The organism is Microbacterium gubbeenense DSM 15944, from assembly GCF_000422745.1.
GTDB classification, from domain to species: domain Bacteria; phylum Actinomycetota; class Actinomycetes; order Actinomycetales; family Microbacteriaceae; genus Microbacterium; species Microbacterium gubbeenense.
In genome coordinates, this window is record NZ_KE383914.1 from 1 (window position 1) to 25,771 (window position 25,771).

Below are 25,771 nucleotides of genomic sequence, written 5' to 3' on the forward strand. Positions count from 1 at the left end.
CCGTGAGCGTCACCGGTTCGTGGCGTCCCGGCCGAACCAGCTCTGGCTGACCGACATCACGGAACACAAAACGAGCGCAGGTCGGCTCTATCTTTGCGCGGTCAAGGACGCGTTCAGTGGTCGGATCGTGGGCTACTCGATTGACTCGAGAATGAAGGCATCACTCGCGGTCCGTGCCGTCCGCAACGCCGTCCGGGTGCGCGGAAACGTGAACGGCTGCATCGTCCATTCGGACAGAGGATCGCAATTTCGAAGCAGGAAACTGCGCCGAGAACTCGCCGCCCATAACCTCGTCGGCTCGATGGGCAGAGTCGCGTCCTGCGGCGATAACGCGGCGATGGAATCGTTCTTCAGCCTGCTGCAGAAGAACGTCCTCGATCGTCGCGCCTGGGCCACCCGCGAGGAACTGCGCATCGCGATCGTGACCTGGATCGAGCGGACCTATCACCGCAGGCGTCGACAGGTGCGCCTGGGCCGGTTGACGCCCATCGAGTTCGAGACCATCATGAACAACGACCTGGCCCTCGCGGCCTAACTAGAACTGTCACCCGTTCCTACAGCAGACCCCTTTTGCTCAATCCTCCCAGAACGCCCTGACATCCCCGATCAAGCCGCTCGGTTCCGCAACCCGCGCCGGAGATGCTCCAAGAACCGTAGGGATGGCGTTCACTGCTTCGAGAGCTTGCGTCCGACGCGACGAGTATTGGGCCTGGACTCGACTTCCGCCCGCTTCAACGCCCGCCACACCATCGAGTGCCCTATACCGAGCTCCCGTGCGATCTCACGCGTCGTCAGCCCCGACTCATAGCCGCGAACCGCGTGCGCAACTTGCTCATCGTCCAACCCCTGACGACGGATCCTGACACCAGCATCCACGAGCAGATCCCGCACCGTTTCCTTACCCAAACGATGCTCACGTGCGATCGAGATCAGCGACGCCCTGGACTCGTACGCCGCGACCATCGCCTGCAACGTCTCGGGGGCGACCGGGGTTCCAGCCGTCTCAATCGGCGTCACCACCGGCCCACGAACATCACTTCGAGGCACAGCTAGACTGGAAACCGACACGCCCTGACCTTCGGAAGATCCGCGTGAAATCAACGATTTCAAGGTGACGAACGAGGATACAGTTTTCTCCCGGTTGGGGCACATCACATCCTGACCTGGGGCATCGCTCATGAGCGAGGCTCAGGTCAGGATTTTCGCTTTGCACAGGGCGACCGCGTCACCCGCATCCGGCGCCGAAACACGACCATCGGAGCGGCCGCGAGCACTCGCAGCTCGTGTACCCTGGACTGCAGACGACCTCTCTCGGCCGTCCGGCCCTCACTGTTCTCCCCCCGACGGTGAGGGCTGTTTTCAGATTTTTCCTGTGATTGTGGCTCATCCCTATTGCATACGGGCGAACCTGGGCTAGCGTTAGGAATGTCGACGTGAGATTGCGCCGACATCCGCCCCGAAAGAATGGCAATACATGAGCACCCAGGGCACCGTCAAGTGGTTCAACTCGGAGAAGGGCTTCGGCTTCATCTCCCCCGACGAGGGCGGCCAAGACGTCTTCGCGCACTTCAGTGCGATTCAGTCCAATGGCTACCGCGCGCTGGAAGAGAACCAGCGTGTGGAGTTCGAGGTCACGCAGGGCCCCAAGGGCCTGCAGGCCGATAACATCGTTCCGCTCTAAGCTGAGCGAACTGAACGCCCCGCGTCCTCTTCGGAGGATGCGGGGTATTTCTTTGCGCCACCACTGATTCAGCGGCGGCGAACTCAGCGCCGACGCTTGCGATTGCGAGCGAGCGTCGCCGCTGCCTCCGCATCGAGTCGTGCTCGACGTGAGGCCTCGAGCGCCTCGGACGGATCGTGCGCCTGGCGAGCGAGCGCGAGCTCGCGACGGGCGCTGTCGAGTTTGACCCGTGCATCGACCTCGGCATCGAGCACGACGGCCTCGGCGCGCGCGAGCGCACTGCGCGCTGCGTTCAGGGATCCGGGAAGCGCGCTGCGAGCGCCGCGGAGCTGCTGCTGCTGCGTGCGCGAGTCGCCGAGCGCGACGTCGAGGCGGTCGCGCAGGCGGGCGATCCGCTCGTTCGCGGTGACGGGGCGTCGCTCCGCGACCTCGGTCGCCGCGGCCAGGGCCGCCTCGGCGACGCGGATCGCCTCCGCGAGCTTCGGCCCGGCGTCTGCATCGAGCGTTTTCTGCGTACCCATCGCCGCGCGAATCGCGGACTCCGCGGCCCGCGTCTCGTCGTCGATCGCCTGACGTGCGTTGCCGACGAGGCGGTACGTCTCCTCCAGCAGTCGCGCTGAGTGTTCGGCGTGCGCGAGGGATCTCTCGCACGAGCGCAGGTGCTCGCGGGCCGACGACGAGGGATCCGCTTCGGCCTGGCTCTCCGCCTCAGCGAGATGTGCCGAGGCGTCGTTGAGAGCGTCTCGCGCATCGGCGTCCGCATCAGCGGCGTCCTCCCACTCGCTCTCGTCGGCGATCCGGGCGAGTTCGGCGCGCAGCGCTGCAGGATCCCCCATGCGCGTGCGCAGATCCTCCAGGCGCCCGCGCGCGACGGCGATCTGCTCGACGGCAGTGGTGTGTTCGCTGACCCACGCCTCGTTCTCGGCGCGTGCTGACTGAATCACGGCCATCGCCTTGTCGATTCCCGCCGTCAGCCGTGCCGCCTCACGACGTTGGACGGCAGGAAGCACGCCGTCTGCCGCAGCCGCGCTGTATGCGGCGAACGCGTCATCGCGCGTGTGCTGAGCGGTCAACCGTGCGCGCCGGAGCGAAGACGGTGGGCGCCCGTCATACAGCGCGCTCGACATGGCGATCTCGATCTCGAGTTCGTCGGCGGCATCGTCCAGCTCGACGAGGCTCGCGCCGAGGCCTTCGAGGCGCGCCCGCGCGCGGGCTCGTGCGCCTCGGCCTCGCCGGGTGATTCGGATGGCGACGAGCGCCAACACGATGACGATAACGGCATTGAGCGCGGCGATGGCCCACAGGAGGACGGCGGCGGGGTCGATCTCAGGCAGCTGAGGCATCACTGTGTCCCAGCAGCAGAACCCTCAGCTCTGCCGGGGTGTCGACGACGTGCTGAGCGCCGGCCTCCTCGGCCGACGAACCGAACCCCCAGCGCGCGAAGATCACCGGAACGTCGTGATCTGTGGCACCGTCGACATCGTGGTGTCGATCGCCGATCAGGACCGGCTTCGACAGGTCGATTCCGCGGGAAGCGAGGTCGTCGAGCGCGCGACCGAGCACGTCGGCCTTCGTGTCGTGCGCGTCGGGTTCGGGGCGGGCGCCGTGCACCGCAACGAAGAGATCGGTGATCCCGAAATGCTCGAAGATCGCCTGCACCTGGTTCTGGGGTTTGGTGCTCGCGGTCGACTGGGGAATGCCCGCGAGCGCGACGTCGTGGATCAGATCGGCGACGCCCTCGTACAGGCGCACCGATTCGGCGTATCCGTGGCTGCTGGCGAGAGCGCGGTATGCGGTGACGGCGGTGAGCGCTTCGTCTGCCGTGAGGCCCGCGATGGTCTGGAACGACTCGAGCATCGGCGGGCCGATCCACTCGTTGACGCGCTCGGCCGGCGTCGGCGGCTTTCCGAGCTCCGCGAGCACGGTGGCGATGCGCGGCAGGATGCCGGCGGAGGCGTCGGCGATCGTGCCGTCGACGTCCCACAGGACACATGAATACTGCTGGATCCCCATACCCTCACCCTAGTGTTCGCGTACGCGCCGACCTGATTGAGCCGGGCGCTCAGAACAGGGTCGGCACCCCGGAATCGATGCCCTTCATGCGCTCGTAGTCGAGCGTCACGCAGCGGATCCCGCGGTCGGCCGCGAGCGTGCGCGCCTGCGGTTTGATCTCCTGGGCGGCGAAGACGCCGCGGATCCCCGTGAGCAGCGGATCGCGCCCGAGGAGGTCGAGGTACCGCGTCAGCTGCTCGACACCGTCGATATCGCCGCGACGCTTCACCTCGACTGCGATCGCGATGCCCTCCGCGTCGCGCACAAGCAGGTCCACGGGCCCGATCGCCGTCGGATACTCGCGCCGGACGAGGGTCGCACCCTCGTCGATGAGGTCGACCTGCTCGGCCAGCAGGCGCTGTAGATCCGACTCGACTCCGTCTTTGACGAGCCCCGGATCGATGCCCAGGTCGTGCGTCGAGTCGTGCAGGATCTCGTGGATGCGCACGGTGAGGGTGTCGCCTGTCTTCTGATGCGTCACCTTCCAGAGCTCGATCACCCCGGCCTGAGTCAGCTCGTCGTCGACGTCGAGGTGGTCGACGCGGCACGGCGGGCTCATCCAGTTCAGCGGCTTGTAACTGCCGCCGTCGGAGTGGATCAGCAGGCTGCCGTCGCCTTTGTGCATCAGGACTCGCGTGGCAAGCGGGAGGTGTGCGTTGAGGCGTCCGGCGTAGTCGACGGAGCAGCGAGCTATGACGAGGCGCATCCGTCCAGCGTACTGACCATTAAGATTGACATAAGAAGACACACCCGCCGCCTGACGGTGCGACGACGAGGAGATGCGCATGCTCGTGATCCTCGCCGTATTCGGGATCGCGAGTGTTGTTCTTGTTCCTCTTGCCCGCGTGATGGGTCCGCGTGTCTTTTATGCCGCCGCGCTGGTGCCGCTCGCAGCGCTCGCGCACGCGGCTCTGCTCGGCGGTGCCGTGCGAGACGGAAAGATTCCGTTCGAGACATATACCTGGATCGAACGCCTCGGCATCGATATCTCGATGCGCATGGACACGCTCGCTTGGGTGATGACGCTGATCGTTACGGGCGTCGGTGCCCTCGTGATGATCTATTGCCGGAACTACTTCCGCGGATCGAAAGAAGGCGTCGGTCGCTTCGCCGGTGTTCTGATGGCATTCGCCGGGGCGATGTACGGCCTCGTGCTCACCGACGACATCATCATGCTCGTGATGTTCTGGGAGATCACGAGCATCCTGTCGTACCTCCTGATCGGTCACGCTTACTCTCGTGCGGCGTCTCGTCGAGCGGCGCTGCAGGCCCTCCTCACCACGACGCTCGGCGGCCTCGTGATGTTCGTGGGCGCGGTCATCCTCGCCGTTGCCGCTGACACGCCGAGCATCGCTGCGATCCTCGCCGATCCGCCCAGCGGCACGCTCGTCGATGCGGCGATCGTGTGCCTGCTCGTCGGTGCGCTCAGCAAGTCCGCAATCTTCCCGTTCCACTTCTGGCTCCCCGGCGCGATGGCTGCGCCGACCCCCGTGAGTGCGTATCTGCACGCGGCCGCGATGGTCAAGGCGGGCATCTATCTGCTCGCGCGATTCGCCCCGTCCTTCGCCGAGGCGGATCCGTCGCGCCCGATCCTCGTCAGCCTCGGAATCTTCACCATGCTGCTCGGCGGCATGCAGGCCCTGCGGGAGAACGACCTGAAGCGCGTGCTGGCATACGGCACTGTCAGTCAGCTCGGCTTCATCTCGGTCGTTGTGGGATTCGGCGGGCGCGATACGGCGCTCGCCGGCCTGGCCCTCGTCATTGCGCACGCGATGTTCAAGGCGACCCTGTTCCTGGTCGTCGGCATCATCGACCGGCAGCTCGGAACACGCGATATTGACAAGCTGAGCGGCATCGCCCGGCAATCGCCGACGCTCCTGGTCGTGTCGTTGGTCGCGGCGGCGTCGATGGCGGGCGTGCCGCCGATGTTCGGATTCCTCGCCAAAGAGGCGACGCTCACCTCGATGCTCGAAGCCGCGACCGGCGGATCCGTATGGGCGTGTGTCGCCCTCGTCGGCATTGTGCTCGGAAGTATTCTGACAACGGCATATGCGATTCGCTTCATCTGGGGCGCGTTCGGCCGGAAGAATGACAAGAGCGGTGCTCGGAGACCCGACACGGTGTGGCCGGACCCTCCGATCGGCTTCATGTTCGCGCCGTTGCTGCTTTCCGTGGCAACCGTGGCGGCCGGCTTCATGGGGCCGTTCATCGACCGTCTGCTCGCGCCATACGCCGACACGGCCGGGGAAGGGCACTACCACCTCGCTCTCTGGCACGGGCTCGAGCCGGCCCTCGCAATATCGGCCTTTGCGATCGCGGCGGGCGCTTTGGTGTTCTGGCTCTCGATTCGCACCGGATGGTGCCGTGCCGGGCGCATGCTCCCGTTCCAGGCGAACGACGTGTACTACGTCGTGACGCGATCGATCGACCGCCTCGCCGTGCTCGTCACCCGCAAGACGCAGAGCGGATCCCTGCCGATCTACGTCGGCACCATCTTCGTCGTGCTGGTCGCCGCGGAAGCGGCCGCACTGTTCTCCGGCGGAGAATGGGCCTTCAGCCTCGATGCGTGGCAACACCCGGTGCAGCCCATCGCGGCGGTGCTCATGATCCTCGCCGGCATCGTTGCCGTGCGCGCGAAGAAGCGGTACTCCGGCGTGGTGCTGGTGTCGGTCACCGGCCTCGGCATGGTGACGCTGTTCGGGTTCCTCGGCGCGCCCGACCTCGCGGTCACGCAGGTGCTCGTCGAGTCGATCATGCTCGTCGCGTTCACCCTTGTGCTGCGCCGGATTCCCTCGCGCCTCGGCAGCCACAACGGATCCGGCAATGCCGTGATCCGCGCGGCCATTGGCATCGCGGTCGGTGCGACGATGGCGGCCGTCGCGGTCGTGGCGGCAGGCGCTCGCGTGAGCGAGCCCGTCTCGACCGAGTGGGCCGATCTGGCCTACCGGATCGGCCACGGACAGAACATCGTCAACGTTGCGCTCGTCGACCTGCGCGGTTGGGACACGATGGGCGAGCTCAGCGTGCTCGTGCTCGCCGCAACGGGCGTCGCGTCGCTCGTGTTCGTGACGGCGCGCGGTGACATGATCAGCCAGACGCGCACCACCCTTCGCAAGCGACTTCCGAGCGGATCGCGCCGTCGCGCGCGACACCGCCCCCTCGTCGAGACGACCGAAGGGCTCCGAGTCGCGACCTCCGAGAACTCTGCAAGCCAGCGCGCGTGGCTCGTCGGCGGCACGACGATGGCATCCGAATCGCGGTCGATGATCCTCGAGGTCATCGTGCGGATCCTGTTCCACACGATCATCGTCATCTCGATCTTCCTGCTGTTCGCCGGCCACAACCTGCCGGGCGGCGGATTCGCCGGCGGCCTCGTCGCGGGGCTCGCGCTCGTGATGCGCTACGTCGCCGGCGGCAGGTACGAACTCGGCATCGCGGCCCCGACGGATGCCGCTCGCATGCTGGGCTTCGGGCTGCTGCTTGCCGTCAGCACGGCCGCGGCGCCGATGCTGTTCGGCCTCAATCCGCTGACACGTGCGGTGTGGGAGGCCGAGATCCCCGTGATCGGCCACATCGAATTCGTGACGTCGACCTTCTTCGACATCGGTGTCTACCTTGTGGTGATCGGGCTGGTGCTCGACGTACTTCGTTCACTGGGCTCTGAGGTTGATCGCCAGATCACCGCAGGACGTGCGAAGGAAGGGGCGCGGCCATGACCGTTTCCGCGACGCTCGTCATCGTGATGGCCGTGCTCTATGCGCTCGGCGTCTACGCAATGCTCGAACGCAGTCTCACGCGAGTCCTCATCGGTTTCATGCTGCTCGGCAACGCGACGAACCTGCTGCTGCTCATCGCAATGGGCTTTCCGGGGGTCTCGCCGTTCCACGGGGCGGAGGGCGCGAGCGATCCGCTTCCGCAGGCGCTCATGCTGACAGCCATCGTCATCACGTTCGCCGTGAGCGCGTTCCTTCTCGCACTCATCTATCGGTCGTGGCAGCTCGGCGAGGCCGACACGGTGGTCGACGACGAAGACGATCTGTCGCTGCGCCAGCGTGCGGAAGAAACAGAGGATGCTCTGGACGTCGAGGAAGTGGACGCCGAGACCGAGGACGAGGAGACGACCGACTTCACCGACGGCGAGGTCTCACCGCTCACGGCCGCATTCGAGCTGCCCCGAGACGGGGAGGGACGCTCGTGAGTCTGCTCGTTCCGCTCTTCGTTCTGCTCCCGCTGATGGGCGCGGCACTGACACTGCTGCTCGGACACCGCAGTCGCGCGCAGGTCGCGGTATCGGTCGTGACGCTGTCGGCGACGTTCATCCTGTCGGCTGTCATGCTCGTGGCCGTCGACGCGGGCACGCCGCTCGCGGTTTCCGTGGGTGGATGGCCGTTGCCGTTCGGCATCGTCCTGTACGTCGACCGACTCGCGGCGATGCTGGTGGCGATCTCGAGCATTGTGCTGCTCGCGGTTCTGCTCTTCTCGGTCGGGCAGGGCGCGGCCGACGGCGATGCCGATACCCCGATCTCGATCTTCCACCCGTCGTACTTGATCCTCGCCGCCGGGATCTTCAACTCATTCATCGCGGGTGACCTGTTCAATCTCTACGTCGGGTTCGAGATCCTCCTCGTCGCGTCGTATGTGCTCATCACGCTCGGGTCGACAGAATCGCGCATCCGAACCGGCACGGTCTACGTCGTCGTGTCGCTCGTATCGAGCGTCGTCTTCCTCTCGGCCATCGCCGTGATCTACGGCGCGCTCGGCACCGTGAATATGGCGCAGATCGCCGAGCGCATGGACGAGATCCCACCAAATGTGCAGATGGTGCTGCACATCATGCTGCTCGTCGGATTCGCGGTGAAGGCAGCGGTTTTCCCGCTGTCGTTCTGGCTGCCCGACTCGTACCCGACGGCGCCCGCGCCCGTTACCGCGGTGTTCGCCGGTTTGCTGACGAAAGTGGGCGTCTACGCGATCATTCGTACCGAGACGCAGCTGTTCGGCAACAGCGATCTGAACCTCGTTCTGGGAATCATCGCGGTTCTGACGATGATCGTCGGCATCCTCGGCGCGATCGCGCAGGCCGAGCTGAAACGTATCCTGTCGTTCACGCTCGTCAGTCACGTCGGCTACATGATCTTCGGCCTGTCCATCGGGACAGCCGAGGCGATCGGCGCGACGGCGTACTACATGGTGCACCACATCATCGTGCAGACGACGCTGTTCCTGGCGGTGGGCCTCATCGAGCGCTTCTCCGGATCGACTTCGATCGTGCGCGTCAAGGGACTGCTCGCCGCGGCCCCTCTGATCGCGGTGCTGTATTTCATTCCTGCTCTGAATCTCGGCGGTCTCCCACCGTTCTCAGGATTCATCGGCAAGTTCGCGCTGTTCGATTCGGCAGCCACGGTGGGCACGCCGATCATGTGGGTCGGCATCGGCGCCGGAATCCTCACCTCGTTGCTTACGCTGTACGCCCTGATGCGCGCGTGGAACCTGTCGTTCTGGCGCGCCGGCGATGACGCACCTGACGACGCGGCCGAGGCGCGGTTCGGCTATCTGGTTTCGGCCCCCGCCGCCGACGAGCAGGGCGAGCGCCGCGTGATCCCGCGCGTGATGACCGGCGCGGCGGTCGGAATGGTCGCCATCACGATCGCGCTGACGGTGTTCGCCGGACCCTTGTACGAGATCTGCGCGCGCATCGGCGAAAGCCTGCTCCAGCCGATCTCGCTCGTGGAGCTCGTGGACGTGGAGCAGTCGACATGAGCGCGCGCGAAGTTCTCAAACATTTCTGGACGCAACTGCCGTTCTTCGCGTGGCTCGTCGTGCTCTGGATGCTGCTCTGGGGTCAGCTGACGGTGCTCGCTGCTGTGACCGGCGTGATCGTTGCGATCATCGTGACGAACGTTTTCCGGTTGCCCGCGGCCGAACTCACGGGACGCGTGAACCTGTGGTGGTTCGTCGTCGCGATCGTCACGTTCCTGGGCCAACTCGTGATGGGCGCATTGCAGGTGGCCTGGCAGGCGGTCAGGCCCGCTCCCACCACGTCGGCCATCGTGCGCTCGCCGCTGCGGGTCGACGACGATCTGATCATGACTCACGTCGCCGTCGTGCTCTCGCTCGTCCCCGGCAGTACCGTGATCGAGTCGGATCGCCGCAATCGCGTCCTCTTCATGCACGTGCTCGGCGTGAAGTCCGCCGAGGACGTCGAAGGAGCGCGCGCCGCTGCGCTGAAATGGGAGAAGCGCATCGTACGTGCCGTCGGATCCCGTGCGGATCTCGCGCTCGTGGAGGCGAATGCGCCGATGTTCGGCGAGCGACGACTCGGAGGAGGCTCATGACGATTCAGACGATCCTCATCATCGCGATCGCGGCCGTGTTCGCCGTCGCGGCGCTGCTCGCGATCATCCGGATGATCCTCGGCCCGTCCATCCTCGATCGCGCGATCGCGAGCGACGTGCTGTTGAGCGAGGTGCTGTGCATCCTCGGCGCCGACGCCGTGATCAACCACCACACCTACATGCTTCCGGTCATGCTGATGATTGCGGCCACCGGCGTGCTCGGCACCGTCGCCGTCGCTCGATTCGTCGCACGACGCGACCGCGCCAGAGAGAGGGCCGACGGATGATCTTCGACACCATCGCTCTCGTGCTCGTGCTGATCGGCGCGATCCTGTGCCTCACGGCGTCGATCGGACTGCTGAGGTTCACGGACGTGCCCGCGCGGCTGCACGCGGCGACGAAGCCCCAGGTGCTCGGCATGATGCTGATCGCGGTCGGCGTCGCGATCGCGATGCAGTCGTGGGCGACGCTCGCTTTCGTCGTGCCGATCGTGCTGATCCAGATGGCCATGGCGCCGATCTCGGCGCACATGGTGGCGCGCCAGGCCTACCGCAACGGCAGCATCGACCAGAACCACCTGGTCATCGACGAGCTCGCCGACGACCTCGACGTCCTGCGCGACTCGGGATAGGGCGGGCTCGCCGCGCCCGGTTCTGTCGGAGCCCCGCGGCGGTGGTCTCCGGTGCTGTCGGAGATCGTGGCCTGATCCGGCGTAATCCCACCCGATCGGGCCGATTCTCCGACAGAACCAGATCCGGCCGGCCGCCGACTCCGACGGAACCGGGGCGTAACACCCCTCAGCCGAGCGCCGGGTGCTCCACCCGGCCCGCGCGCACGTTCAGGCCCTTCGCGAGGGCCGGATCGGCGCTCGCCGCGGCGTCCCAGCCGGCGCCCGCGATGCGCTCGATGTACGGGAGCGTCGCGTTCGTGAGCGCCTGGGTCGCGGTCGTGGGAACCGCGCCCGGCATGTTCGCGACGCAGTAGTAGATCGAATCGTGCACGGCGAACGTGGGGTCGTCGTGGGTGGTCGGGCGCGAGCCTTCGAAGCAGCCGCCCTGGTCGATCGCGATATCGACGAGCACGGACCCGGGGCGCATCGCGCGCACCATCTCGTCAGTCACGAGCTTGGGGGCCGCGGCCCCGGGGATCAGCACCGACCCGACGACGAGGTCGGCGCTCGCCAGCGCCTCCGCGATCGCGTAGCGCGTCGACTGCCGGGTGACGAGACCATTGCCGTAGCGCGCCTCGAGATCGGCGAGGCGCTGCGTGTCGACGTCGATGACCGTCACGCGAGCCCCGAGCCCGAGCGCGTTCGCGGCGGCGTTCTCGCCCGCCACCCCGCCGCCGATCACGACGACGTCGGCGCGCGGCACGCCCGGAACCCCGCCCAGCAGAGATCCGCGCCCGCCGTTCGTGTGCATCAGGTGGTACGCGCCGACGACGATCGAGAGCCTGCCCGCGATGCGGCTCATCGGCGTGAGCAGCGGGAGCGAGCCGTCGGCGAGCTGCACCGTCTCGTAGGCGACGGCGGTCGTGCCGGCCGCGAGCAGCGCGTCGGTGAGCGGCCGATCCGCGGCGAGGTGCAGGTAGGTGAACAGCGTCATGTCACCGCGCAGGAAGCCGTACTCGCTCTGGACGGGCTCCTTGACCTTCAGCAGCAGCTCGCCGGCCGCCCAGGTCTCTTCGGCCGTCTCGAGGATCGTCACGCCCGCCTCGGCGTAGTCGTCGTCGGAGATCCGGGATCCGTCGCCCGCGCCGGCCTGCACGAACACCTCGTGTCCGCGATGGGCGAGCTGGTCGGCTCCGGACGGCGTGATCGCGACGCGGCTCTCGCCGGGCTTGATCTCGGTAGGGACTGCGATCCTCATGGTGGCCTCCTCATCGTGCGCCTTGTGGGCACCACCACGAGGATCGCAGATAATCAAGCGGCCTGCTCGCCGCCCCCCTCGAACATCCAGGTCACGCCGAAGCGGTCCTTCACCTGGCCGAACCATCCGCCCCAGGGCGCGGCTTCGAAGGGCATCTCGACGGTGCCGCCGGCGCCCATCGCGTCGTGCAGCCCCTCGAGCTCGACGCGGTCGTCGCCGTAGAGGATGATCTGGACGATCGCCGATCCGCTGTGTTCGCCGGGGGAGTCTGCCGCCATGATCGTGATGCCGTTGTCGAGTTCGACCTGGCCGTGCATCACCCACTCGGGATCGCCGGGCATGTCGTCCATGGGCATGTCTTTGTAACGGGTGATGTCGAGGGTGCCGCCGAGCACCTGCTGGTAGAAGGCGAGCGCGTCGCCGGCCTCGCCGTGGAATGCGAGATATGGAGCCTGCTTGATAGCCATCATGTCCTCCCCGTGCGGTCGGGACCCGGTGTCCCGATCCGAGGCGATCTTCACCCGGACCCCCGACATTCGTAAGGGTGCGTCGCGATCTGTCGAAGCGCCTGGATCGCTCACGCGGGAGAGTTTCATAGGGTGGGCCGCATGGGTTTATTGGGAAGAGTCCTCGCCAGGGCCGGAACGGCAGCCGGAGTCGTCGCGATGGCGATCCTCGGGAGCGCAGCGCCGGCAAGCGCCGCACCGGCAAGCGCCGCCGCACCCGTCACGGCGGGCGTCGATGACTTCACGTTCTCGAGCCTCGACACCGTCTTCGAGCTCTCGCGCGACGAGGAGGGCGCGGGCATCGTCACGGTGACCGAGACCTTCGTCGCCGAGTTCCCCGATTTCGACCAGAACCGCGGCATGCGGCGCGCGATTCCGACGACGTCGTTCGACCAGCCGCTCGCCCCCGAACTCGTGTCGGTCACCGACGAGAACGGCGACCCGCGCCCGGCCGATACCGACACCGAAGACGGGTACTTCACCATCACCTCCGCCGGCGATGACTACGTCCGCGGCGAGCAGACCTACGTCATCACCTACACCCTCGAGAACGTCGCCAGCACGATGGAGAACGGGCTCGACGAGTTCTACTGGGACGTCAACGGCGAAGACTGGCGGCAGCCGTTCGACCGCATTTCGGCGTCGGTGCACGTGGATCCGTCGCTCGAGTCGGCGCTCACCGGCGACTCCGCCTGCTATGTCGGCTGGAGCGGATCCGACCACCAGTGCAGCGTCGCGCAGTCGACCGACGAGGAGGGCCGCCAGGTCTTCTCCACCGAGACGTACGGCATCGAGCCGTACGAAGTGATGACCCTCGCGGTGGGGTTCGAGGCGGATACGTTCACCGAGTTCGACGCGTCGCCGTTCGCCTCCGGGTGGGCGATCGGGCAGCTGATCGCCGCGGTCGCCGGCGTCGGCGGCATCGTGTGGGCCGCGATCTCACGACGGCGCTACCTGCAGGATTCACCCGGGCGCCCCGTCGTGATCCCCGAGTTCGAACCTCCCGCCGGGTGGGACGCGCTCCGATCCGCTCTGCTGCTGCACGCGACGGATAAGGCGATCGCCGCGGAGATCCTCGAACAGGCCGTCGGCGGATCCCTGCGGATCGTCGAGCGCGAGAAGATCGGCGTGTTCGGCACGAAGAAACGGATGATCGCCGAGCTTGTCGATCCGTCGCGTGCCGACAAGAACGGGCTCGCGGTGCTGGCGGGGCTCTTCCCCGAGCTGCGTCCCGGCGAGGAGTTCGAGTTCGGCAGGACCAGCGATCGGTTCGCCAAATCGGCACAGAAGGTCGTGCAGACCGGTCAGACGAACGTGCGGAAGTTCAACCGCAAGGTTCCGGGCAAGGCGTACGCCGGACCGCTCCTCCTCACGTTCGCGGCCGTCGCCATCAACGTGGTGTGCGGAGTGGTCGCACTGGTGGGCTACGTCCAGCCCACGCTTCCGATCGTGCTGCTGGTCGCGGGTGGGGTCGAGATCATCACGGTGTCGATCATGCTCTCCCGCAAGCCCCTGACGCCCGAGGGCGCGGTCGCTCGCGATCACCTGCGCGGACTCGAGATGTTCATGTCGTGGGCGGAGGCCGACCGGATCCGCATGCTGCAGTCGCCGGCGGGCGCCGAGCGGCGACCGATCGACGTCGACGACGACGCGCAGATGCTCGACCTGTACGAGAAGCTCCTGCCGTTCGCCGTCATCTTCCGGATCGAAATGACCTGGGCCGAGCTCCTCGCCACGCGCTATCACGACGATTCGCCGTATTGGTACGCGGGGAGCGGATCATTCAGCGCTTCGTCGTTCTCGTCGAGTATGTATTCGCTCACCACGAGCACGTCGAGCAGCAGCTCGTCGAGCGGCGGCTCAACGGGCGGCGGATCCGCCGGTGGCGGTGGCGGTGGCGGCGGTGGCGGCGGGGTGTGAGCCGCCCCGCACGACGAAGCGGCCCGCGGATCCGATGATCCACGGGCCGCTTCGCGAGCTGCGTCAGTCGGTGCCGGTGTCGAACGCGGCCGACTCGCCCACGCTGTCGAGACGCTCGTTGTCGATCGGGTTGACGCTCTTCGCGATCTGCTTCGCTTCGCCCTGCTGGAGCTCGCCGATCAGGTCGGCCGTCGTGCCGCCGATGATGCCGCGCGCGACGTAGTTCTCGAGGCGGGCGCGCGAGTCGGCGATGTCGAGGTTGCGCATCGTGAGCTGACCGATGCGGTCGCCCGGGCCGAAGGCGGCGTCCTCGACGCGCTCCATCGAAAGCTTCTCGCCGGCGTACGACAGCGAGGGGCCGGACGTGTCGAGGATCGTGTAGTCCTCACCGCGGCGGAGGCGGATGGTCACGTTGCCCGAGATCTCGGATCCGACCCACTTCTGGATCGACTCGCGCAGCATGAGCGACTGCGGCTCGAGCCAGCGGCCCTCGTACATCAGGCGGCCGAGGCGGCGGCCCTGCTCGTGGTACGTCGCAAGAGTGTCCTCGTTGAGGATCGCGTTCGCGAGGCGCTCGTAGGCGATGAACAGCAGCGCCATGCCGGGGGCCTCGTAGATGCCGCGGCTCTTCGCCTCGATGATGCGGTTCTCGATCTGGTCGCTCATGCCGAGGCCGTGGCGGCCGCCGATCGTGTTCGCCTTCATGACGAGCTCGACCGCGTCGTGGAACTCTTCGCCGTTGATCGCAACGGGGCGGCCCTGGTCGAACGTGACGGTGACGTCTTCGGTCTGGATCTCGACGGACGGATCCCAGAACTTCACGCCCATGATCGGCTCGACCGTCTCGAGCGAGACGTTCAGCTCTTCCAGGGTCTTCGCCTCGTGCGTCGCGCCCCAGATGTTGGCGTCGGTCGAGTACGCCTTCTCGGCGGAGTCGCGGTACGGGTAGCCGTGCTCGACGAGCCACTCGCTCATGCCCTGGCGTCCGCCGAGCTGGCTGACGAACTTCGCGTCGAGCCACGGCTTGTAGATGCGCAGGCGGGGGTTCGCGAGCAGGCCGTAGCGGTAGAACCGCTCGATGTCGTTGCCCTTGTACGTGGATCCGTCGCCCCAGATGTCGACGCCGTCCTCGCGCATCGCGCGGACGAGCAGCGTGCCCGTGACGGCGCGGCCGATGGGCGTCGTGTTGAAGTAGGTGCGGCCGCCCGAGCGGATGTGGAAGGCGCCGGTCGCGAGCGCCGACAGGCCTTCTTCGACCATGAGCGGCTTGCAATCGATGAGACGCGCCTTCTCGGCGCCGTACTCGAGCGCGCGGCTCGGGATCGTCTCGATGTCGTCTTCGTCGTACTGGCCGAGGTCACCCGTATAGGTAAAGGGGACGGCGCCAGCATCGCGCATCCACGCGACGGCACAGGAGGTGTCGAGACCTCCGGAGAAGGCAATACCGACGCGCTCGCCGACGGGGAGGTTCTCAAGGACATTCGACATGGCTTCGATTCTAGGCGGGATGGCCTGAGTGCAGGAATCGGGGGCGATTCAGACCCTTCCGCCTCACCAGATCCATGGGTAGAATCGAGGTCGGATCCACTGGGAGGGGAGCCGCATGGCTCGGAAGAAGCGCGGGGGCATCGTCCTCGGAGCACTCGGCGGCTTGCTGATCGTCGGCGGCGGTGCGCTGCTGGTCGGCGTCCTGCTCCAGCCGCAGCTGGTCGAGAAGGTCTACGGCGACACCAAGACCAAGGTTCAGGACACTGTCGCGAGCGTCCAGCAGGACGTGTTCGACGAGTTGCCGACCGTCACCGTCGGCGCGACGGGTGGCATGGCCGAGGTCGATCGCTGCGACGGCACCTTCACGATCATGACCTCCTACGAGGGCGAGGGGATCCCCGAGACCGCGGCCGCCCACAATAACTGCAAGGGCGATGTGCTGCTCGGGTGGGAAGAGGGCCAGCAGGTCCACATCGAGGGGCGCGACGAGGTTTACGAGGTCGTCGAGATCCGTTACACGTCCAAAATCTGGAACAGCACCGAGGAGCTCGTCGGCCTGCAGGGTGACATCGCCCTGCAGAGTTGCTTCTACGGCGAGGACCGCATGAAGTTCGTCGGGCTCGAGCCCGTTCACGACGCGTGACCGGGCGCGTCGTCCTCGATCCCGCTACCGTTCGGGTATGAGCCCATCTGAGGAGTCCGTCGGCGTCGAGGTGCGCGGCCTCGCGAGGTCGTTCGGATCCGTCGACGCCGTCCGCGACGTGACGTTCGACGCGCGGCCAGGCCGCATCACCGGCCTCGTCGGCCCGAACGGCGCGGGTAAGACGACGCTCTTCCTCATGCTCGCCTCTCTGCTCGCGCCCGATCGCGGCGAGATTCGGATCGCGGGGATCGATCCCGTGGCTGATCCCTCGGCTGCTCGCGCGCTGATCGGGTGGATGCCCGACGCGCTCGGCGCATGGGAGTCGCTGACCGCTCGCGAGACGCTCATCGTCGCGGGCCGGCTCTATGACGCGAAGAAACAGGAGGCGGCGGCGCGAGCCGACGAACTGCTCGCCGACGTCGGTCTCTCAGGCCTCTCCTCCTCACCCGCGCGCGTGCTCTCCCGCGGGCAGAAGCAGCTGCTGGGGCTCGCGCGCGCTCTCGTGCATCGCCCGAGCGTGCTGCTGCTCGACGAACCGGCGTCGGGCCTGGATCCCGCGGCCCGCATCGACCTGCGCGTGCTGCTGCGGCGCCTCGCCGACGACGGCGCGACGATCATCGTGTCGAGCCACGTGCTGAGCGAGCTCGAGGAGATGATCGACGACGCGGTGTTCATCTCTGCAGGTTCGACCATCGCGCACGACGGCACGGATGAGCCGCGCTCACGCGACTGGCGGCTGAAGATCGCCGGTGCGGACGAATTTGGCTCTGCGCGTTGGCGCGACGCCGTCGCGGGGGTTCTGCCGAGCGACGCGGACGTGCGTGTCGAGCGCCGCAACCTGATCGCGTCCTTTCCCGACGACGTGAGCGCAGCGCGCGGCCTGCGCGCACTCGTAGAAGCTGACATCCTCGTGGCCGAGTTCGCACCCGCATCGGGCGACCTCGAGCATACGTTCCTGGGCCTGAAGGAGGACGGGCGATGAGCCTTCGACGCATCGGTGTGCTCACCGGTCTCGAGCTGCGCCAGCGCGTGCGCCGGCCCGGGTTCTACGTGCTGCTCGGCGTGTTCTTCCTCGTCGTCGTCGGCATCACGTGGCTTGGCTCGCTCATCTTCTCGGGCGACTCATACCTCCCCTCCGGCGTGGCCTCCGTCGCGCTCTACGGCGTGCTGCTCATGGTCGTGCTCGTCACGCCCACGTTCACGGGCAACGCGATCAACGGCGAGCGAGATGCCGCGACGCTCGCGCCCGTGCAGGTGACTCTCGCCACGACGACCGAGATCCTCCTCGCGAAGCTGCTGGCCGGGTGGACGACCGGCCTCGTCTATCTCGTCGTCGCGCTTCCCGCGCTGATCTTCGCGTTCGCGCGGGGAGCCGGCCGCCCCGAGGGCGTGACGATGATCGCCGACGGCAGCGCCGGATCCGTGGGGCAGTCGATCGGAACGCTCGCCGTCGCGCTCGTGATCCTGATCGTCGAGATCGGCATCGTCTCGGCGATCGGCGTGGGCCTCAGCGCCGTCATCGCGCGGCCGCTGTTCTCGGTCGCAGCGACGTATCTCATCGTCATGCTGCTCGTGCTCGGCACCCTGATCGCCTTCGCGCTCGGCACGCTCGCGTTCCGCACCCCCGCATCGCTCATGACGGAGAGCCCGTCGGGGGTGTACGTCGAGACCGGAACCGCCGATGCGCTGCCGTCCTGCGACGACGACGCCGCCCCCTGTCTCGCGGATCGCCCCGACCTGTCGGAGACGTGCGTCGAGGTGCGCGGGTGGAGCGAGTTTCCGCGCACCGATCGCGTGTGGTGGGTGCTCGCCGCCAACCCGTTCGTCGTGCTCGCCGACGCGACCCCCACGATCTACGATGCGTACGGCTACCCGGCGGATCTGTTCGGACAGCTCAAGCTCGGCATCCGGTACGCGCAGCAGCCGCCCGAGCTCGAGGTCGTCGACTGGTCGGATCCGTGCGATGGCGAACCGGCATCCGCGGCCCTCGGCTACGAAGTATCAGACGACGCGACATCGCGCGAGATCATCGAGTCGTCGACGCCGAGCTGGTTCGTCGGACTCGGCGTGCAGCTGACCCTCGCGGCGGGCCTCATGCTGTGGGGCGTGGCGCGTACGCGCACGCCCAGCCGCGGTACTCCGCCCGGCAGCCGCATCGCATAGATCCGGGGGCGGACCGCCGCTCCGATAGGCTGGGTATCCAGCATCCGAACGTCAGGGGGATGGCCCATGCCAGGAATTGTGATCGTCGGAGTCCAGTGGGGCGACGAAGGCAAGGGGAAGGCCACGGATCTGCTCGGTGCGCGCACCGAGTGGGTCGTCAAGTTCAACGGCGGAAACAACGCCGGCCACACGGTGGTGATCGGCGACGAGAAGTACGCGCTGCACCTGCTGCCCTCCGGGATCCTCTCGCCCGGCGTGACGCCCGTGATCGGCAACGGCGTCGTCGTCGACCTCGCGGTGCTGTTCGAAGAGATCGATGCGCTCGAGGCGCGCGGCATCGACACGTCGAAGCTCAAGATCTCGTCGAGTGCGCACGTCATCACGCACGCACACCGCACCCTCGACAAGGTGCAGGAGCGGTTCCTCGGCAAACGCCAGATCGGTACGACCGGGCGCGGCATCGGCCCGGCGTACGCCGACAAGATCAGCCGCGTCGGGATCCGCATGCAGGACCTCTTCGACGAGTCGATCCTGCGTCAGAAGGTCGAGGGCGCCCTCGAGCAGAAGAACCACCTGCTCGTGAAGGTCTTCAACCGCCGCGACATCACGGCCGACGAGATCGTCGACGACCTGCTGAGCTACGCCGAGCGCGTTCGCCCCATGGTCTGCGACACCGGCCTGCTCGTCAACGGCGCGCTCGATCGCGGCGAGGTCGTCGTGTTCGAAGCCGGACAGGCCACGATGCTCGACATCGACCACGGCACCTACCCGTTCGTGACGAGCTCGTCGGCCACGGCGGGTGGCGCGGCCACCGGATCCGGCGTCGGCCCGAACCGCCTCGACCGCATCGTCGGAATCGTGAAGGCGTACACGACGCGCGTGGGCGCCGGCCCGTTCCCGACCGAGCTCTTCGACGACAAGGGCGAGTGGCTGCGTCAGGCCGGGTTCGAGTTCGGCACCACCACTGGCCGCGCTCGCCGCGTGGGCTGGTACGACGCGCCGATCACCCGCTACGCGACGCGCATCAACGGCGTCACCGACCTCGTGCTGACGAAGCTCGACACGCTGACCGGGCTCGAGGAGATCCCCGTGTGCGTCGCCTACGACGTGAACGGCGAGCGCGTCGAGGAGGTTCCGGTCAACCAGAGCGACTTCCACCACGCGAAGCCGATTCTCGAGAACTACCCCGGCTGGTCCGAGGACATCACGGGCGCCCGCTCGTTCGAGGACCTGCCGCAGACCGCGCAGGACTACGTGCTCGCGCTCGAGAAGATCTCGGGCACGCGCATCTCGGTGATCGGCGTCGGCCCCGGCCGCGAGCAGGTCATCGTGCGCCACGACCTCATCGACTGACGGGCGCCGAGGCCGTAGCATCGGTTCCGACACGAATCCGAACCATGAGGAGCACGATGACTGCGTTGCACATTCCCGAGCCCGTCGCCTCGTTCATCGAGACCGTCAACCGCCACGACGATGAAGGATTCCTCGGCGCCTTCACCGAGGGCGGATCGGTTGACGACTGGGGCCGCGACTTCGTCGGCCGCGACGCGATCAAGGCGTGGAGCGATCGCGAGTTCATCGGGTCTCAGGGCGTGCTGACGCCCGAAGAAGTGACGGTCTCCGGCGATACGATCACCGTCGTCGGCGATTGGCGCAGCAACCACGCGAACGGCCGCAGCGCCTTCACGTTCGAGGTCGACGGTGACGCGATCGCGAAGATGACGATCCGGGAGGGGTGACCTCGGCTGCGCCTCCCGTACGAGGATGGTCGCATGATCGAACGCGTCATCGCCCGCTTGCTTGCGACGCCCTGGCTCATGCGGCTGCCCATTCCGCTGTACCGAGCGGGTCTCGGCCGGCTGCTCGGCCCGCGCCTCGTGATGATCGAACACATCGGCCGATCGTCGAGTGAGCCGCGCTGGGTCGTGGTCGAGATCGTCGAGCGCGAAGGACGCGCGCTGCGCGTGGCGTCAGGATTCGGGACGAAGGCGCAGTGGTACCGCAATCTGCGTGCGAACGGCGTCGCCTATCTCACCACGGGCGGCGTCCAGCGCGAGCGCGTCGCGGTGACGCTGCTCGACGACGACGCCTCGCGTGCGGTGCTTGAGCGCTACGCGTCGTCGCACCCTCGGGCGTGGCAGCGGCTCAAGAGCGCGATGGACATCGCGCAGGGCGGCGACGCGAGGATCCTCGTCGTCGAGTTCACCCCGGCAGACTGAGGGCACGAGCTCGATCCGCCGGCGCGCGGGGAGTGCGCGCCGGCGGATGGACTACGCCACCTCGCGGCGGGCGGTGCGCCAGAGGCCGAGGCCCAACGGCACCGCGCACCAGAGGGCGACCGCGGTGGCGAGGCGGCCCCATTCGACTCCCGACACCGATCCCTCGGTCAGCGGCAGAGTGGCGCCCGCGAGGTCGATCCACGGCACGGCGTCCGCGATCGCGGGAATCAGCGACAGCACTGTGACGGCGGTCGGCAGGACCACGAATGCGACGATCGCGAGCGGGGTGTTGAGCAGCGCGAACCCGAGCCCCACTCCGAGCACGACGAAGATCGCCATGTTCGCGACGTACCCGAGAACGACGGGCCCGTCGAGCGCCCAGGATCCGGATCCGTCGAACGCAGTGATTCCGATGACGTTGGCGGCGGCGGCGGCTGCATAGGTGGCGACGACCATCACCAGGCCGAGAACGAGCGCCGCCACGAGCTTCGCGAAGTTCACGAGTGTGCGCCGGGGTTCGAGCGCGAACGTCGTGAGCCCCGTGCGCTGCGTCCACTCGCTCGTGGCCGTCAGCACGCCGATGAACGGCAGCAACAGCGACCACCCGCTGGATGCGAACAGCACGAACTCTGACCAGTCGAGCGCCGACGACGGCAGGATCCATAGGGGCAGCACCGTGGCACCGATCGTGATGACGGCGATCGCGATCAGCAGCCACAGACCTGCGCGCGTGTCGACCATCTTGCGCAGCTCGACGCGCACATGGCGAAGAAACGGAATGCGGATCCCCTCGAGGATGGGCGCGCGTGTCTCGGTGACGGCGCTCATGCTGCCGTCCCCTCGCGCGAGGCCTCGGCGGTAGCCGCGAAGAACGCGTCCTCGAGGGATCCGTCGCGCGTCAGCGCATCGCGGGTGCCCTGGGCGGTCACGCGCCCGGACCCCATGATGACGATGTCGTCGGCGACCGCGTCGACCTCGGAGAGCTGGTGCGACGACAGCAGAACCGTTCCGCCGTCGTTCGCGAAGTCGCGCACGATGTCGCGCATCCAGCGGATCCCCGACGGATCCAGCCCGTTCGCCGGCTCGTCGAGGATGAGGACGGCGGGATCCGCGAGCAGCGCCTGAGCGATCCCGAGGCGCTGGCGCATGCCGAGCGAGTATCCGCCCGTGCGGCGCGCGGCCTCCTTGCGCGAGAGGCCCACGCGGTCGATCGCGCGATCGACGGATCCGGACGCGAGACCCATCGTCAGCGCCGCTATCTCGAGCGTCTCGCGCCCCGAGCGGCCGTTGTGGGTCGCCGACGCGTCGAGCAGCACGCCCACGAACCGGCCCGGGTTCGGGACGTCGGCGAACCGGGCGCCGAGGATGCGCGCCTCGCCCGAGTCGGGGCGCGCGAGCCCCACGAGCATGCGCATGGTGGTCGATTTTCCGGCGCCGTTCGGGCCGAGGAACCCGGTCACCCGATAGGGCTTCGCGGTGAAGGACACGCGGTCGACGGCCGTGTGCGAGCCGTACCGCTTGGAGAGTTCTTTCGCTTCGATCATGGGATCAACGATCCGCGTCCGGCCGCGCGGACACATCGGGCAAGTGGCTCGACCAGGGTCACACTTTCGGCGGATCTAGAGATCCCAGAGGGCGGACACCGGCATCGACCAGAGCCGGTCTCCGAAAGAGAGCGTTCGGTTCGACAAGCAGATGACAATGCCTCCGAGGAAGCGCGGACCGAGTTTCTCAGACAGTGTCCGGAGGCCCTTGAAGTGTTCGGAGCGCGGCGTCGCGGTGCTCTTGACCTCGAGCGCGAGGACGGAGCCGTCATCGAACTCGAGCACGATGTCGACCTCGTGCCCCGTGCGATCCCTCCAATGGAACATCTCGAATGGCGTCGCAGTCCACGTGCGCTGCTTGATGAGCTCGGTGACGACGAAGCCTTCAAGAAGAGGTCCGAGCAGGGGGCCGCGCAGCGGGTCCGTCAGGATCTGAGGGGTCACGCGGGTCAACGCGGCAGCGAGTCCTGAGTCGGTGACGAGCGCCTTGGGTTTGGATGCCTCGCGCGCGGTGAGGTTCTGAGTCCACGGCGGGAGCGATGTTGTGAGATATAGCGCCTCAAGGACATCGAGCGTGCGCATGATGCTCGTGGCAGGAATTCCGGCGTCGTGAGCGAGTCGTGCTTTGACGAGTTCGCCGGCCTGATTGGCGGCGAGCAGTCGCAGAGCGGCTTGTAGGCGAGACTCGTCCGCCGATTGGCGAACGTCGATTGCGTCAAGCCGGAGGATCCGTTCGAGGTATCCCTCGAACCACGCGCGGCGCAGCCGTGGCGGTATCGGCGTTGCCGGGTACCCGCCAGCGACGATCATCTCGGCGATGTCCGCACGATTCTCGCTCGTCTCGAACGCCGATACCGCGCTCTTCTCGTGCGCGCGGGCCGCGAAATCGTCGACCCGGCCGCGGCGTTCGCCCTGGCTGAATCCGTGCAGGTGGACAGTGAGCGCCCGGCCCGCAAGGCTGTCGGGAGCGCCCTGAACGCGCAGCAGGTCGCTTGATCCTGTGAGGAGGAACCTTCCGGGCCGCCGGTCGCGGTCTATGGAGGCTTTGATGGGGAGGATCAGTTCCGGAGCACGTTGAATCTCGTCGATCACGATGAGCCGGTCGGAGTTCTGAGCGAGGAACCATTCCGGATCCGCGAGAGCGGCCTCTCGAGTATCCGTATCGTCCATTGTGAATGTCGCGCTCGGCGTTTGCGCCGCGATCTGGCCGGCGAGCGTGCTCTTTCCTACCTGCCGTGCGCCCTGGATCACTGCGCACGGCATTGCCGACAGCACGTCGTTCAGGTAGGCGGTGATGCTTCGAGGTCGCAGGATCATGCCACAACGCTACGCTGAACCGAGGCTAATTTGGTAGGTCTGCATGCACGATTTGGTAGATTCGCAACTCCAAGTCGGTAGCTCAGCATCTCGCATCGGCGCCACAGGGTCACACTTTCGGCGGATCCGATCCGGAGGGTTGCTCAGTAGTGTCGAAGGTGTGACGGCGGCGGATCCACGCATCGAGTACGCGACCGGAGCGCGCCTGCGCCCGTGGTCGCGCGTGTGGCGGTACCTGCTCGTTGTCGTGTCGGGGTTCCTCGCGTGGCTCCTGTCATATGGCTTGTTCGCGACGGAAGTCGCGGAGGGCGCGCCCGACTCCACTGTCGTGTTCGTCATGGCCCTGTTCGATCCGATCGTGTGCGTGATCGCGATCTGCCTGCTGCCGCTGCGCCGCAGGGCTCCGATGACGATCGCCCTCGTGACGGCGGCGCTCAGTGCGCTGTCGACATCCACAGCCTCCGGGCCCGCACAGCTGGCCGCGGCATCCAACGCGACGCACCGCCGATGGCTGCCGATCGTTCTGAACGGCGTGACCTACATCCTCGCGCTCGCTGCGTTCGAGCTCCTCGTACCGATCGGCACGTTCGATTCTCCGTGGGTCGGCGTCATCGGAACCGCCGTCGCGTTCCTCGTGCCGGCAGGGTTCGGCCTCTACATCGGCGCCCGCCGGGCCCTGATCGCCTCGCTCCACGAGCGCGCCGTCGAGGCCGAGCGCGAGCGCGAGCTGCAGGTATCGGCGGCCGAGGCCGGCGAGCGCACCCGCATCGCCCGCGAGATGCACGACGTGCTCGCGCACCGGATCTCGCTCGTCGCGATGCACGCCGGCGCCCTCACGTATCGCGAGGATCTCACCCGCGATCAGACGCGCGAGACCGCCCAGCTGGTGCAGGACAACGCCCGCCGCGCGCTCGGCGAGCTGAGCCAGGTGCTCGGCGTGCTGCGCGCCGCGGGCAACGGCGTCGAACCGCCCCAGCCGACCCTCGCCGACCTGCCCGCGCTGATCGAGGACGCGGCCCAGGCGGGCGCCCGGATCGACGTCGAGAACGACGCCGCGGGGGATCCGCCCGACCTGGTCTCACGGACCGCCTACCGTACGGTCCAGGAGTCGCTCACGAACGCGCGCAAGCACGCTCCCGGCGCGCCGATCCGCGTGCGCGTCGACGGGCGCGCCGGCGGGCTGCTCGTCATCGAGGTGACGAACGGATCTGCGCTCGCCGCCCCGCGCGAAGACGTCGCGGGATCCGGTCTCGGGCTCATGGGGCTGGCCGAGCGCATCGACCTCGTCGGCGGCACGCTCGAGTTCGGGCCCGACGGGAAGTCGGGGTTCGCGGTGCGCGCCTGGCTGCCGTGGGAGGAGAGCGATGACTGACCGGATCCGCGTGGTGCTCGTAGACGACGACCCGCTCGTACGCGGGGGGCTCACGATGATGCTCGGCGGTAACGACCGCATCGAGGTGATCGGCGAGGCCGAGAACGGCCGCGATGGCGTCGACGTCATCGCGCGCCGCCGGCCCGACGTCGCGCTGATGGACATCCGCATGCCCGTCATGGACGGGCTCGCCGCCGTGCGCGAGCTCGCCGCGCGCGGATCCGCCACCCGCGTCATCGTGCTCACGACGTTCGACGCCGACGACATGGTGCTCTCGGCGCTGCGCGACGGCGCCGCCGGATTCCTGCTGAAGGACACCCCTCCCGCGGATCTCGTGGACGCGATCCTGCGCGTCGCCCGCGGCGAGCCGATGCTGTCGCCGAGCGTGACGACGCGGCTCATCGCGGCGGCGACGCGCACGTCGGGGCACGACGCCGATGCCCGTGCGCTCGCCGAGGCCCTTACGAGTCGCGAGCGCGAGGTCGCGGTGGCCGTGGCACGGGGTCTGTCGAACGCCGAGATCGCATCCGAGCTGTTTCTGAGCATCGCGACGGTGAAGACCCATATCGGGCACCTGTTCGCGAAGCTTGAGACGACGAACCGCGTGCAGATCGCGCGCAAGGTGCACGACGCCGGTCTCGTGTGACGAGCGGCCGTCTCGCAGAC

The 25,771-nt window shown here is 67.5% G+C and carries 27 protein-coding genes; 17 read left to right on the forward strand and 10 right to left on the reverse strand.

All coding sequences use genetic code 11. The features are described from left to right. The coding region (locus G510_RS0113395) for an IS3 family transposase (protein ID WP_029154019.1) at positions 1 to 535 on the forward strand (535 nt) is incomplete at its 5' end. A 131-nt stretch (positions 536 to 666) separates the two neighbouring features. Here the strand turns inward: G510_RS0113395 and G510_RS0113400 are convergent. Then, positions 667 to 1,179 carry a helix-turn-helix domain-containing protein gene (locus tag G510_RS0113400; RefSeq protein WP_084644398.1) on the reverse strand — a complete coding sequence of 171 codons (513 nt, stop codon included), beginning with the start codon at positions 1,177 to 1,179 and terminating at the stop codon, positions 667 to 669. A gap of 295 nt (positions 1,180 to 1,474) precedes the next feature. On the opposite strand from G510_RS0113400, the gene cspE reads away from it, so the two are divergent. Continuing rightward, positions 1,475 to 1,681 carry a transcription antiterminator/RNA stability regulator CspE gene (gene cspE, locus G510_RS0113405; RefSeq protein ID WP_029154021.1) on the forward strand — a complete coding sequence of 69 codons (207 nt, stop codon included), beginning with the start codon at positions 1,475 to 1,477 and terminating at the stop codon, positions 1,679 to 1,681. Between the two features lie 83 nt (positions 1,682 to 1,764). Here cspE and G510_RS0113410 read toward each other — a convergent pair whose 3' ends face one another. The 3 genes from G510_RS0113410 to nucS are packed head-to-tail and all read right to left on the reverse strand — an operon-like array spanning position 1,765 to position 4,439. Next, complete coding sequence (locus G510_RS0113410; RefSeq protein WP_029154022.1) at positions 1,765 to 3,024, reverse strand: coiled-coil domain-containing protein; 1,260 nt, start codon at positions 3,022 to 3,024, stop codon at positions 1,765 to 1,767. Beyond that, positions 3,008 to 3,694 carry an HAD hydrolase-like protein gene (locus G510_RS0113415; RefSeq protein ID WP_029154023.1) on the reverse strand — a complete coding sequence of 229 codons (687 nt, stop codon included), beginning with the start codon at positions 3,692 to 3,694 and terminating at the stop codon, positions 3,008 to 3,010. Before G510_RS0113415 ends, G510_RS0113410 begins: the two co-directional genes overlap by 17 nt. A gap of 49 nt (positions 3,695 to 3,743) precedes the next feature. After that, on the reverse strand, positions 3,744 to 4,439 hold the full coding sequence (nucS, locus tag G510_RS0113420) for an endonuclease NucS (RefSeq protein WP_029154024.1): 696 nt from the start codon (positions 4,437 to 4,439) through the stop codon (positions 3,744 to 3,746). A 79-nt stretch (positions 4,440 to 4,518) separates the two neighbouring features. On the opposite strand from nucS, the gene G510_RS0113425 reads away from it, so the two are divergent. The 6 genes from G510_RS0113425 to mnhG are packed head-to-tail and all read left to right on the forward strand — an operon-like array spanning position 4,519 to position 10,696. Then, a complete protein-coding gene (locus G510_RS0113425; protein WP_029154025.1) occupies positions 4,519 to 7,449 on the forward strand; it encodes a Na+/H+ antiporter subunit A in 2,931 nt (976 codons plus the stop codon). Continuing rightward, on the forward strand, positions 7,446 to 7,931 hold the full coding sequence (locus G510_RS17055) for a Na(+)/H(+) antiporter subunit C (protein WP_084644399.1): 486 nt from the start codon (positions 7,446 to 7,448) through the stop codon (positions 7,929 to 7,931). The genes G510_RS0113425 and G510_RS17055 overlap by 4 nt, the downstream gene beginning before the upstream one ends. Then, on the forward strand, positions 7,928 to 9,490 hold the full coding sequence (locus G510_RS0113435) for a Na+/H+ antiporter subunit D (protein ID WP_029154026.1): 1,563 nt from the start codon (positions 7,928 to 7,930) through the stop codon (positions 9,488 to 9,490). The genes G510_RS17055 and G510_RS0113435 overlap by 4 nt, the downstream gene beginning before the upstream one ends. Beyond that, positions 9,487 to 10,065, forward strand: coding sequence for a Na+/H+ antiporter subunit E (locus G510_RS17060; RefSeq protein ID WP_051216772.1), 579 nt, complete (start codon positions 9,487 to 9,489; stop codon positions 10,063 to 10,065). The genes G510_RS0113435 and G510_RS17060 overlap by 4 nt, the downstream gene beginning before the upstream one ends. Continuing rightward, entirely contained in the window at positions 10,062 to 10,352 is a 291-nt protein-coding gene (locus G510_RS0113445) for an MrpF/PhaF family protein (RefSeq protein ID WP_029154027.1), read from the forward strand. Before G510_RS17060 ends, G510_RS0113445 begins: the two co-directional genes overlap by 4 nt. Then, entirely contained in the window at positions 10,349 to 10,696 is a 348-nt protein-coding gene (gene mnhG, locus G510_RS0113450; protein WP_029154028.1) for a monovalent cation/H(+) antiporter subunit G, read from the forward strand. The genes G510_RS0113445 and mnhG overlap by 4 nt, the downstream gene beginning before the upstream one ends. 166 nt (positions 10,697 to 10,862) lie before the next feature. Here mnhG and ald read toward each other — a convergent pair whose 3' ends face one another. Together ald and G510_RS0113460 are read right to left on the reverse strand one after the other, a co-directional pair. Then, complete coding sequence (gene ald, locus G510_RS0113455) at positions 10,863 to 11,933, reverse strand: alanine dehydrogenase (protein ID WP_029154029.1); 1,071 nt, start codon at positions 11,931 to 11,933, stop codon at positions 10,863 to 10,865. A 53-nt stretch (positions 11,934 to 11,986) separates the two neighbouring features. Further along, positions 11,987 to 12,400 carry a VOC family protein gene (locus tag G510_RS0113460; RefSeq protein ID WP_029154030.1) on the reverse strand — a complete coding sequence of 138 codons (414 nt, stop codon included), beginning with the start codon at positions 12,398 to 12,400 and terminating at the stop codon, positions 11,987 to 11,989. A gap of 198 nt (positions 12,401 to 12,598) precedes the next feature. Here G510_RS0113460 and G510_RS0113465 point away from each other — a divergent pair, with 198 nt between their 5' ends. Then, positions 12,599 to 14,359, forward strand: coding sequence for a DUF2207 domain-containing protein (locus G510_RS0113465; protein ID WP_157560695.1), 1,761 nt, complete (start codon positions 12,599 to 12,601; stop codon positions 14,357 to 14,359). A gap of 63 nt (positions 14,360 to 14,422) precedes the next feature. Here G510_RS0113465 and argG read toward each other — a convergent pair whose 3' ends face one another. Further along, on the reverse strand, positions 14,423 to 15,847 hold the full coding sequence (argG, locus tag G510_RS0113470; protein ID WP_029154032.1) for an argininosuccinate synthase: 1,425 nt from the start codon (positions 15,845 to 15,847) through the stop codon (positions 14,423 to 14,425). Between the two features lie 115 nt (positions 15,848 to 15,962). Here argG and G510_RS0113475 point away from each other — a divergent pair, with 115 nt between their 5' ends. The 6 genes from G510_RS0113475 (at position 15,963) to G510_RS17065 (ending at position 20,872) form a co-directional block, all read left to right on the forward strand. After that, complete coding sequence (locus G510_RS0113475; RefSeq protein WP_029154033.1) at positions 15,963 to 16,490, forward strand: hypothetical protein; 528 nt, start codon at positions 15,963 to 15,965, stop codon at positions 16,488 to 16,490. A 37-nt stretch (positions 16,491 to 16,527) separates the two neighbouring features. Then, positions 16,528 to 17,472, forward strand: coding sequence for an ABC transporter ATP-binding protein (locus G510_RS0113480; protein ID WP_029154034.1), 945 nt, complete (start codon positions 16,528 to 16,530; stop codon positions 17,470 to 17,472). Continuing rightward, on the forward strand, positions 17,469 to 18,653 hold the full coding sequence (locus tag G510_RS0113485; protein ID WP_029154035.1) for an ABC transporter permease: 1,185 nt from the start codon (positions 17,469 to 17,471) through the stop codon (positions 18,651 to 18,653). Before G510_RS0113480 ends, G510_RS0113485 begins: the two co-directional genes overlap by 4 nt. A 66-nt stretch (positions 18,654 to 18,719) precedes the next feature. Continuing rightward, positions 18,720 to 20,006, forward strand: coding sequence for an adenylosuccinate synthase (locus G510_RS0113490; RefSeq protein WP_029154036.1), 1,287 nt, complete (start codon positions 18,720 to 18,722; stop codon positions 20,004 to 20,006). Between the two features lie 56 nt (positions 20,007 to 20,062). Further along, complete coding sequence (locus G510_RS0113495) at positions 20,063 to 20,392, forward strand: nuclear transport factor 2 family protein (protein ID WP_029154037.1); 330 nt, start codon at positions 20,063 to 20,065, stop codon at positions 20,390 to 20,392. Between the two features lie 33 nt (positions 20,393 to 20,425). Beyond that, positions 20,426 to 20,872 (forward strand): nitroreductase family deazaflavin-dependent oxidoreductase, encoded by a 447-nt coding sequence (locus G510_RS17065; protein ID WP_036323528.1) that lies wholly within the window; start codon positions 20,426 to 20,428, stop codon positions 20,870 to 20,872. Between the two features lie 51 nt (positions 20,873 to 20,923). Here G510_RS17065 and G510_RS0113505 read toward each other — a convergent pair whose 3' ends face one another. The 3 genes from G510_RS0113505 to G510_RS0113515 all read right to left on the reverse strand — a co-directional run bounded on the left by G510_RS0113505 (position 20,924) and on the right by G510_RS0113515 (position 23,733). Further along, entirely contained in the window at positions 20,924 to 21,700 is a 777-nt protein-coding gene (locus G510_RS0113505; protein WP_029154038.1) for an ABC transporter permease, read from the reverse strand. Further along, on the reverse strand, positions 21,697 to 22,416 hold the full coding sequence (locus G510_RS0113510; protein WP_029154039.1) for an ABC transporter ATP-binding protein: 720 nt from the start codon (positions 22,414 to 22,416) through the stop codon (positions 21,697 to 21,699). The genes G510_RS0113505 and G510_RS0113510 overlap by 4 nt, the downstream gene beginning before the upstream one ends. A gap of 75 nt (positions 22,417 to 22,491) precedes the next feature. Continuing rightward, a complete protein-coding gene (locus tag G510_RS0113515; RefSeq protein ID WP_029154040.1) occupies positions 22,492 to 23,733 on the reverse strand; it encodes an ATP-binding protein in 1,242 nt (413 codons plus the stop codon). Between the two features lie 160 nt (positions 23,734 to 23,893). Here G510_RS0113515 and G510_RS0113520 point away from each other — a divergent pair, with 160 nt between their 5' ends. Next, positions 23,894 to 25,105, forward strand: coding sequence for a sensor histidine kinase (locus tag G510_RS0113520; protein ID WP_051216775.1), 1,212 nt, complete (start codon positions 23,894 to 23,896; stop codon positions 25,103 to 25,105). Next, on the forward strand, positions 25,098 to 25,751 hold the full coding sequence (locus G510_RS0113525) for a response regulator (RefSeq protein ID WP_029154042.1): 654 nt from the start codon (positions 25,098 to 25,100) through the stop codon (positions 25,749 to 25,751). Before G510_RS0113520 ends, G510_RS0113525 begins: the two co-directional genes overlap by 8 nt. Positions 25,752 to 25,771 lie beyond the last annotated feature (20 nt).

What these genes read in the sequence shown, in the direction of transcription:
- G510_RS0113400 (WP_084644398.1), bottom strand. Translation starts at nt 1,179, where the DNA reads ATGAGCGATGCCCCAGGTCAGGATGTGATGTGCCCCAACCGGGAGAAA.
- cspE (WP_029154021.1), top strand. Translation starts at nt 1,475, where the DNA reads ATGAGCACCCAGGGCACCGTCAAGTGGTTCAACTCGGAGAAGGGCTTC.
- G510_RS0113410 (WP_029154022.1), bottom strand. Translation starts at nt 3,024, where the DNA reads ATGCCTCAGCTGCCTGAGATCGACCCCGCCGCCGTCCTCCTGTGGGCC.
- G510_RS0113415 (WP_029154023.1), bottom strand. Translation starts at nt 3,694, where the DNA reads ATGGGGATCCAGCAGTATTCATGTGTCCTGTGGGACGTCGACGGCACG.
- nucS (WP_029154024.1), bottom strand. Translation starts at nt 4,439, where the DNA reads ATGCGCCTCGTCATAGCTCGCTGCTCCGTCGACTACGCCGGACGCCTC.
- G510_RS0113425 (WP_029154025.1), top strand. Translation starts at nt 4,519, where the DNA reads ATGCTCGTGATCCTCGCCGTATTCGGGATCGCGAGTGTTGTTCTTGTT.
- G510_RS17055 (WP_084644399.1), top strand. Translation starts at nt 7,446, where the DNA reads ATGACCGTTTCCGCGACGCTCGTCATCGTGATGGCCGTGCTCTATGCG.
- G510_RS17060 (WP_051216772.1), top strand. Translation starts at nt 9,487, where the DNA reads ATGAGCGCGCGCGAAGTTCTCAAACATTTCTGGACGCAACTGCCGTTC.
- G510_RS0113445 (WP_029154027.1), top strand. Translation starts at nt 10,062, where the DNA reads ATGACGATTCAGACGATCCTCATCATCGCGATCGCGGCCGTGTTCGCC.
- mnhG (WP_029154028.1), top strand. Translation starts at nt 10,349, where the DNA reads ATGATCTTCGACACCATCGCTCTCGTGCTCGTGCTGATCGGCGCGATC.
- ald (WP_029154029.1), bottom strand. Translation starts at nt 11,933, where the DNA reads ATGAGGATCGCAGTCCCTACCGAGATCAAGCCCGGCGAGAGCCGCGTC.
- G510_RS0113460 (WP_029154030.1), bottom strand. Translation starts at nt 12,400, where the DNA reads ATGGCTATCAAGCAGGCTCCATATCTCGCATTCCACGGCGAGGCCGGC.
- G510_RS0113465 (WP_157560695.1), top strand. Translation starts at nt 12,599, where the DNA reads ATGGCGATCCTCGGGAGCGCAGCGCCGGCAAGCGCCGCACCGGCAAGC.
- argG (WP_029154032.1), bottom strand. Translation starts at nt 15,847, where the DNA reads ATGTCGAATGTCCTTGAGAACCTCCCCGTCGGCGAGCGCGTCGGTATT.
- G510_RS0113475 (WP_029154033.1), top strand. Translation starts at nt 15,963, where the DNA reads ATGGCTCGGAAGAAGCGCGGGGGCATCGTCCTCGGAGCACTCGGCGGC.
- G510_RS0113480 (WP_029154034.1), top strand. Translation starts at nt 16,528, where the DNA reads ATGAGCCCATCTGAGGAGTCCGTCGGCGTCGAGGTGCGCGGCCTCGCG.
- G510_RS0113485 (WP_029154035.1), top strand. Translation starts at nt 17,469, where the DNA reads ATGAGCCTTCGACGCATCGGTGTGCTCACCGGTCTCGAGCTGCGCCAG.
- G510_RS0113490 (WP_029154036.1), top strand. Translation starts at nt 18,720, where the DNA reads ATGCCAGGAATTGTGATCGTCGGAGTCCAGTGGGGCGACGAAGGCAAG.
- G510_RS0113495 (WP_029154037.1), top strand. Translation starts at nt 20,063, where the DNA reads ATGACTGCGTTGCACATTCCCGAGCCCGTCGCCTCGTTCATCGAGACC.
- G510_RS17065 (WP_036323528.1), top strand. Translation starts at nt 20,426, where the DNA reads ATGATCGAACGCGTCATCGCCCGCTTGCTTGCGACGCCCTGGCTCATG.
- G510_RS0113505 (WP_029154038.1), bottom strand. Translation starts at nt 21,700, where the DNA reads ATGAGCGCCGTCACCGAGACACGCGCGCCCATCCTCGAGGGGATCCGC.
- G510_RS0113510 (WP_029154039.1), bottom strand. Translation starts at nt 22,416, where the DNA reads ATGATCGAAGCGAAAGAACTCTCCAAGCGGTACGGCTCGCACACGGCC.
- G510_RS0113515 (WP_029154040.1), bottom strand. Translation starts at nt 23,733, where the DNA reads ATGATCCTGCGACCTCGAAGCATCACCGCCTACCTGAACGACGTGCTG.
- G510_RS0113525 (WP_029154042.1), top strand. Translation starts at nt 25,098, where the DNA reads ATGACTGACCGGATCCGCGTGGTGCTCGTAGACGACGACCCGCTCGTA.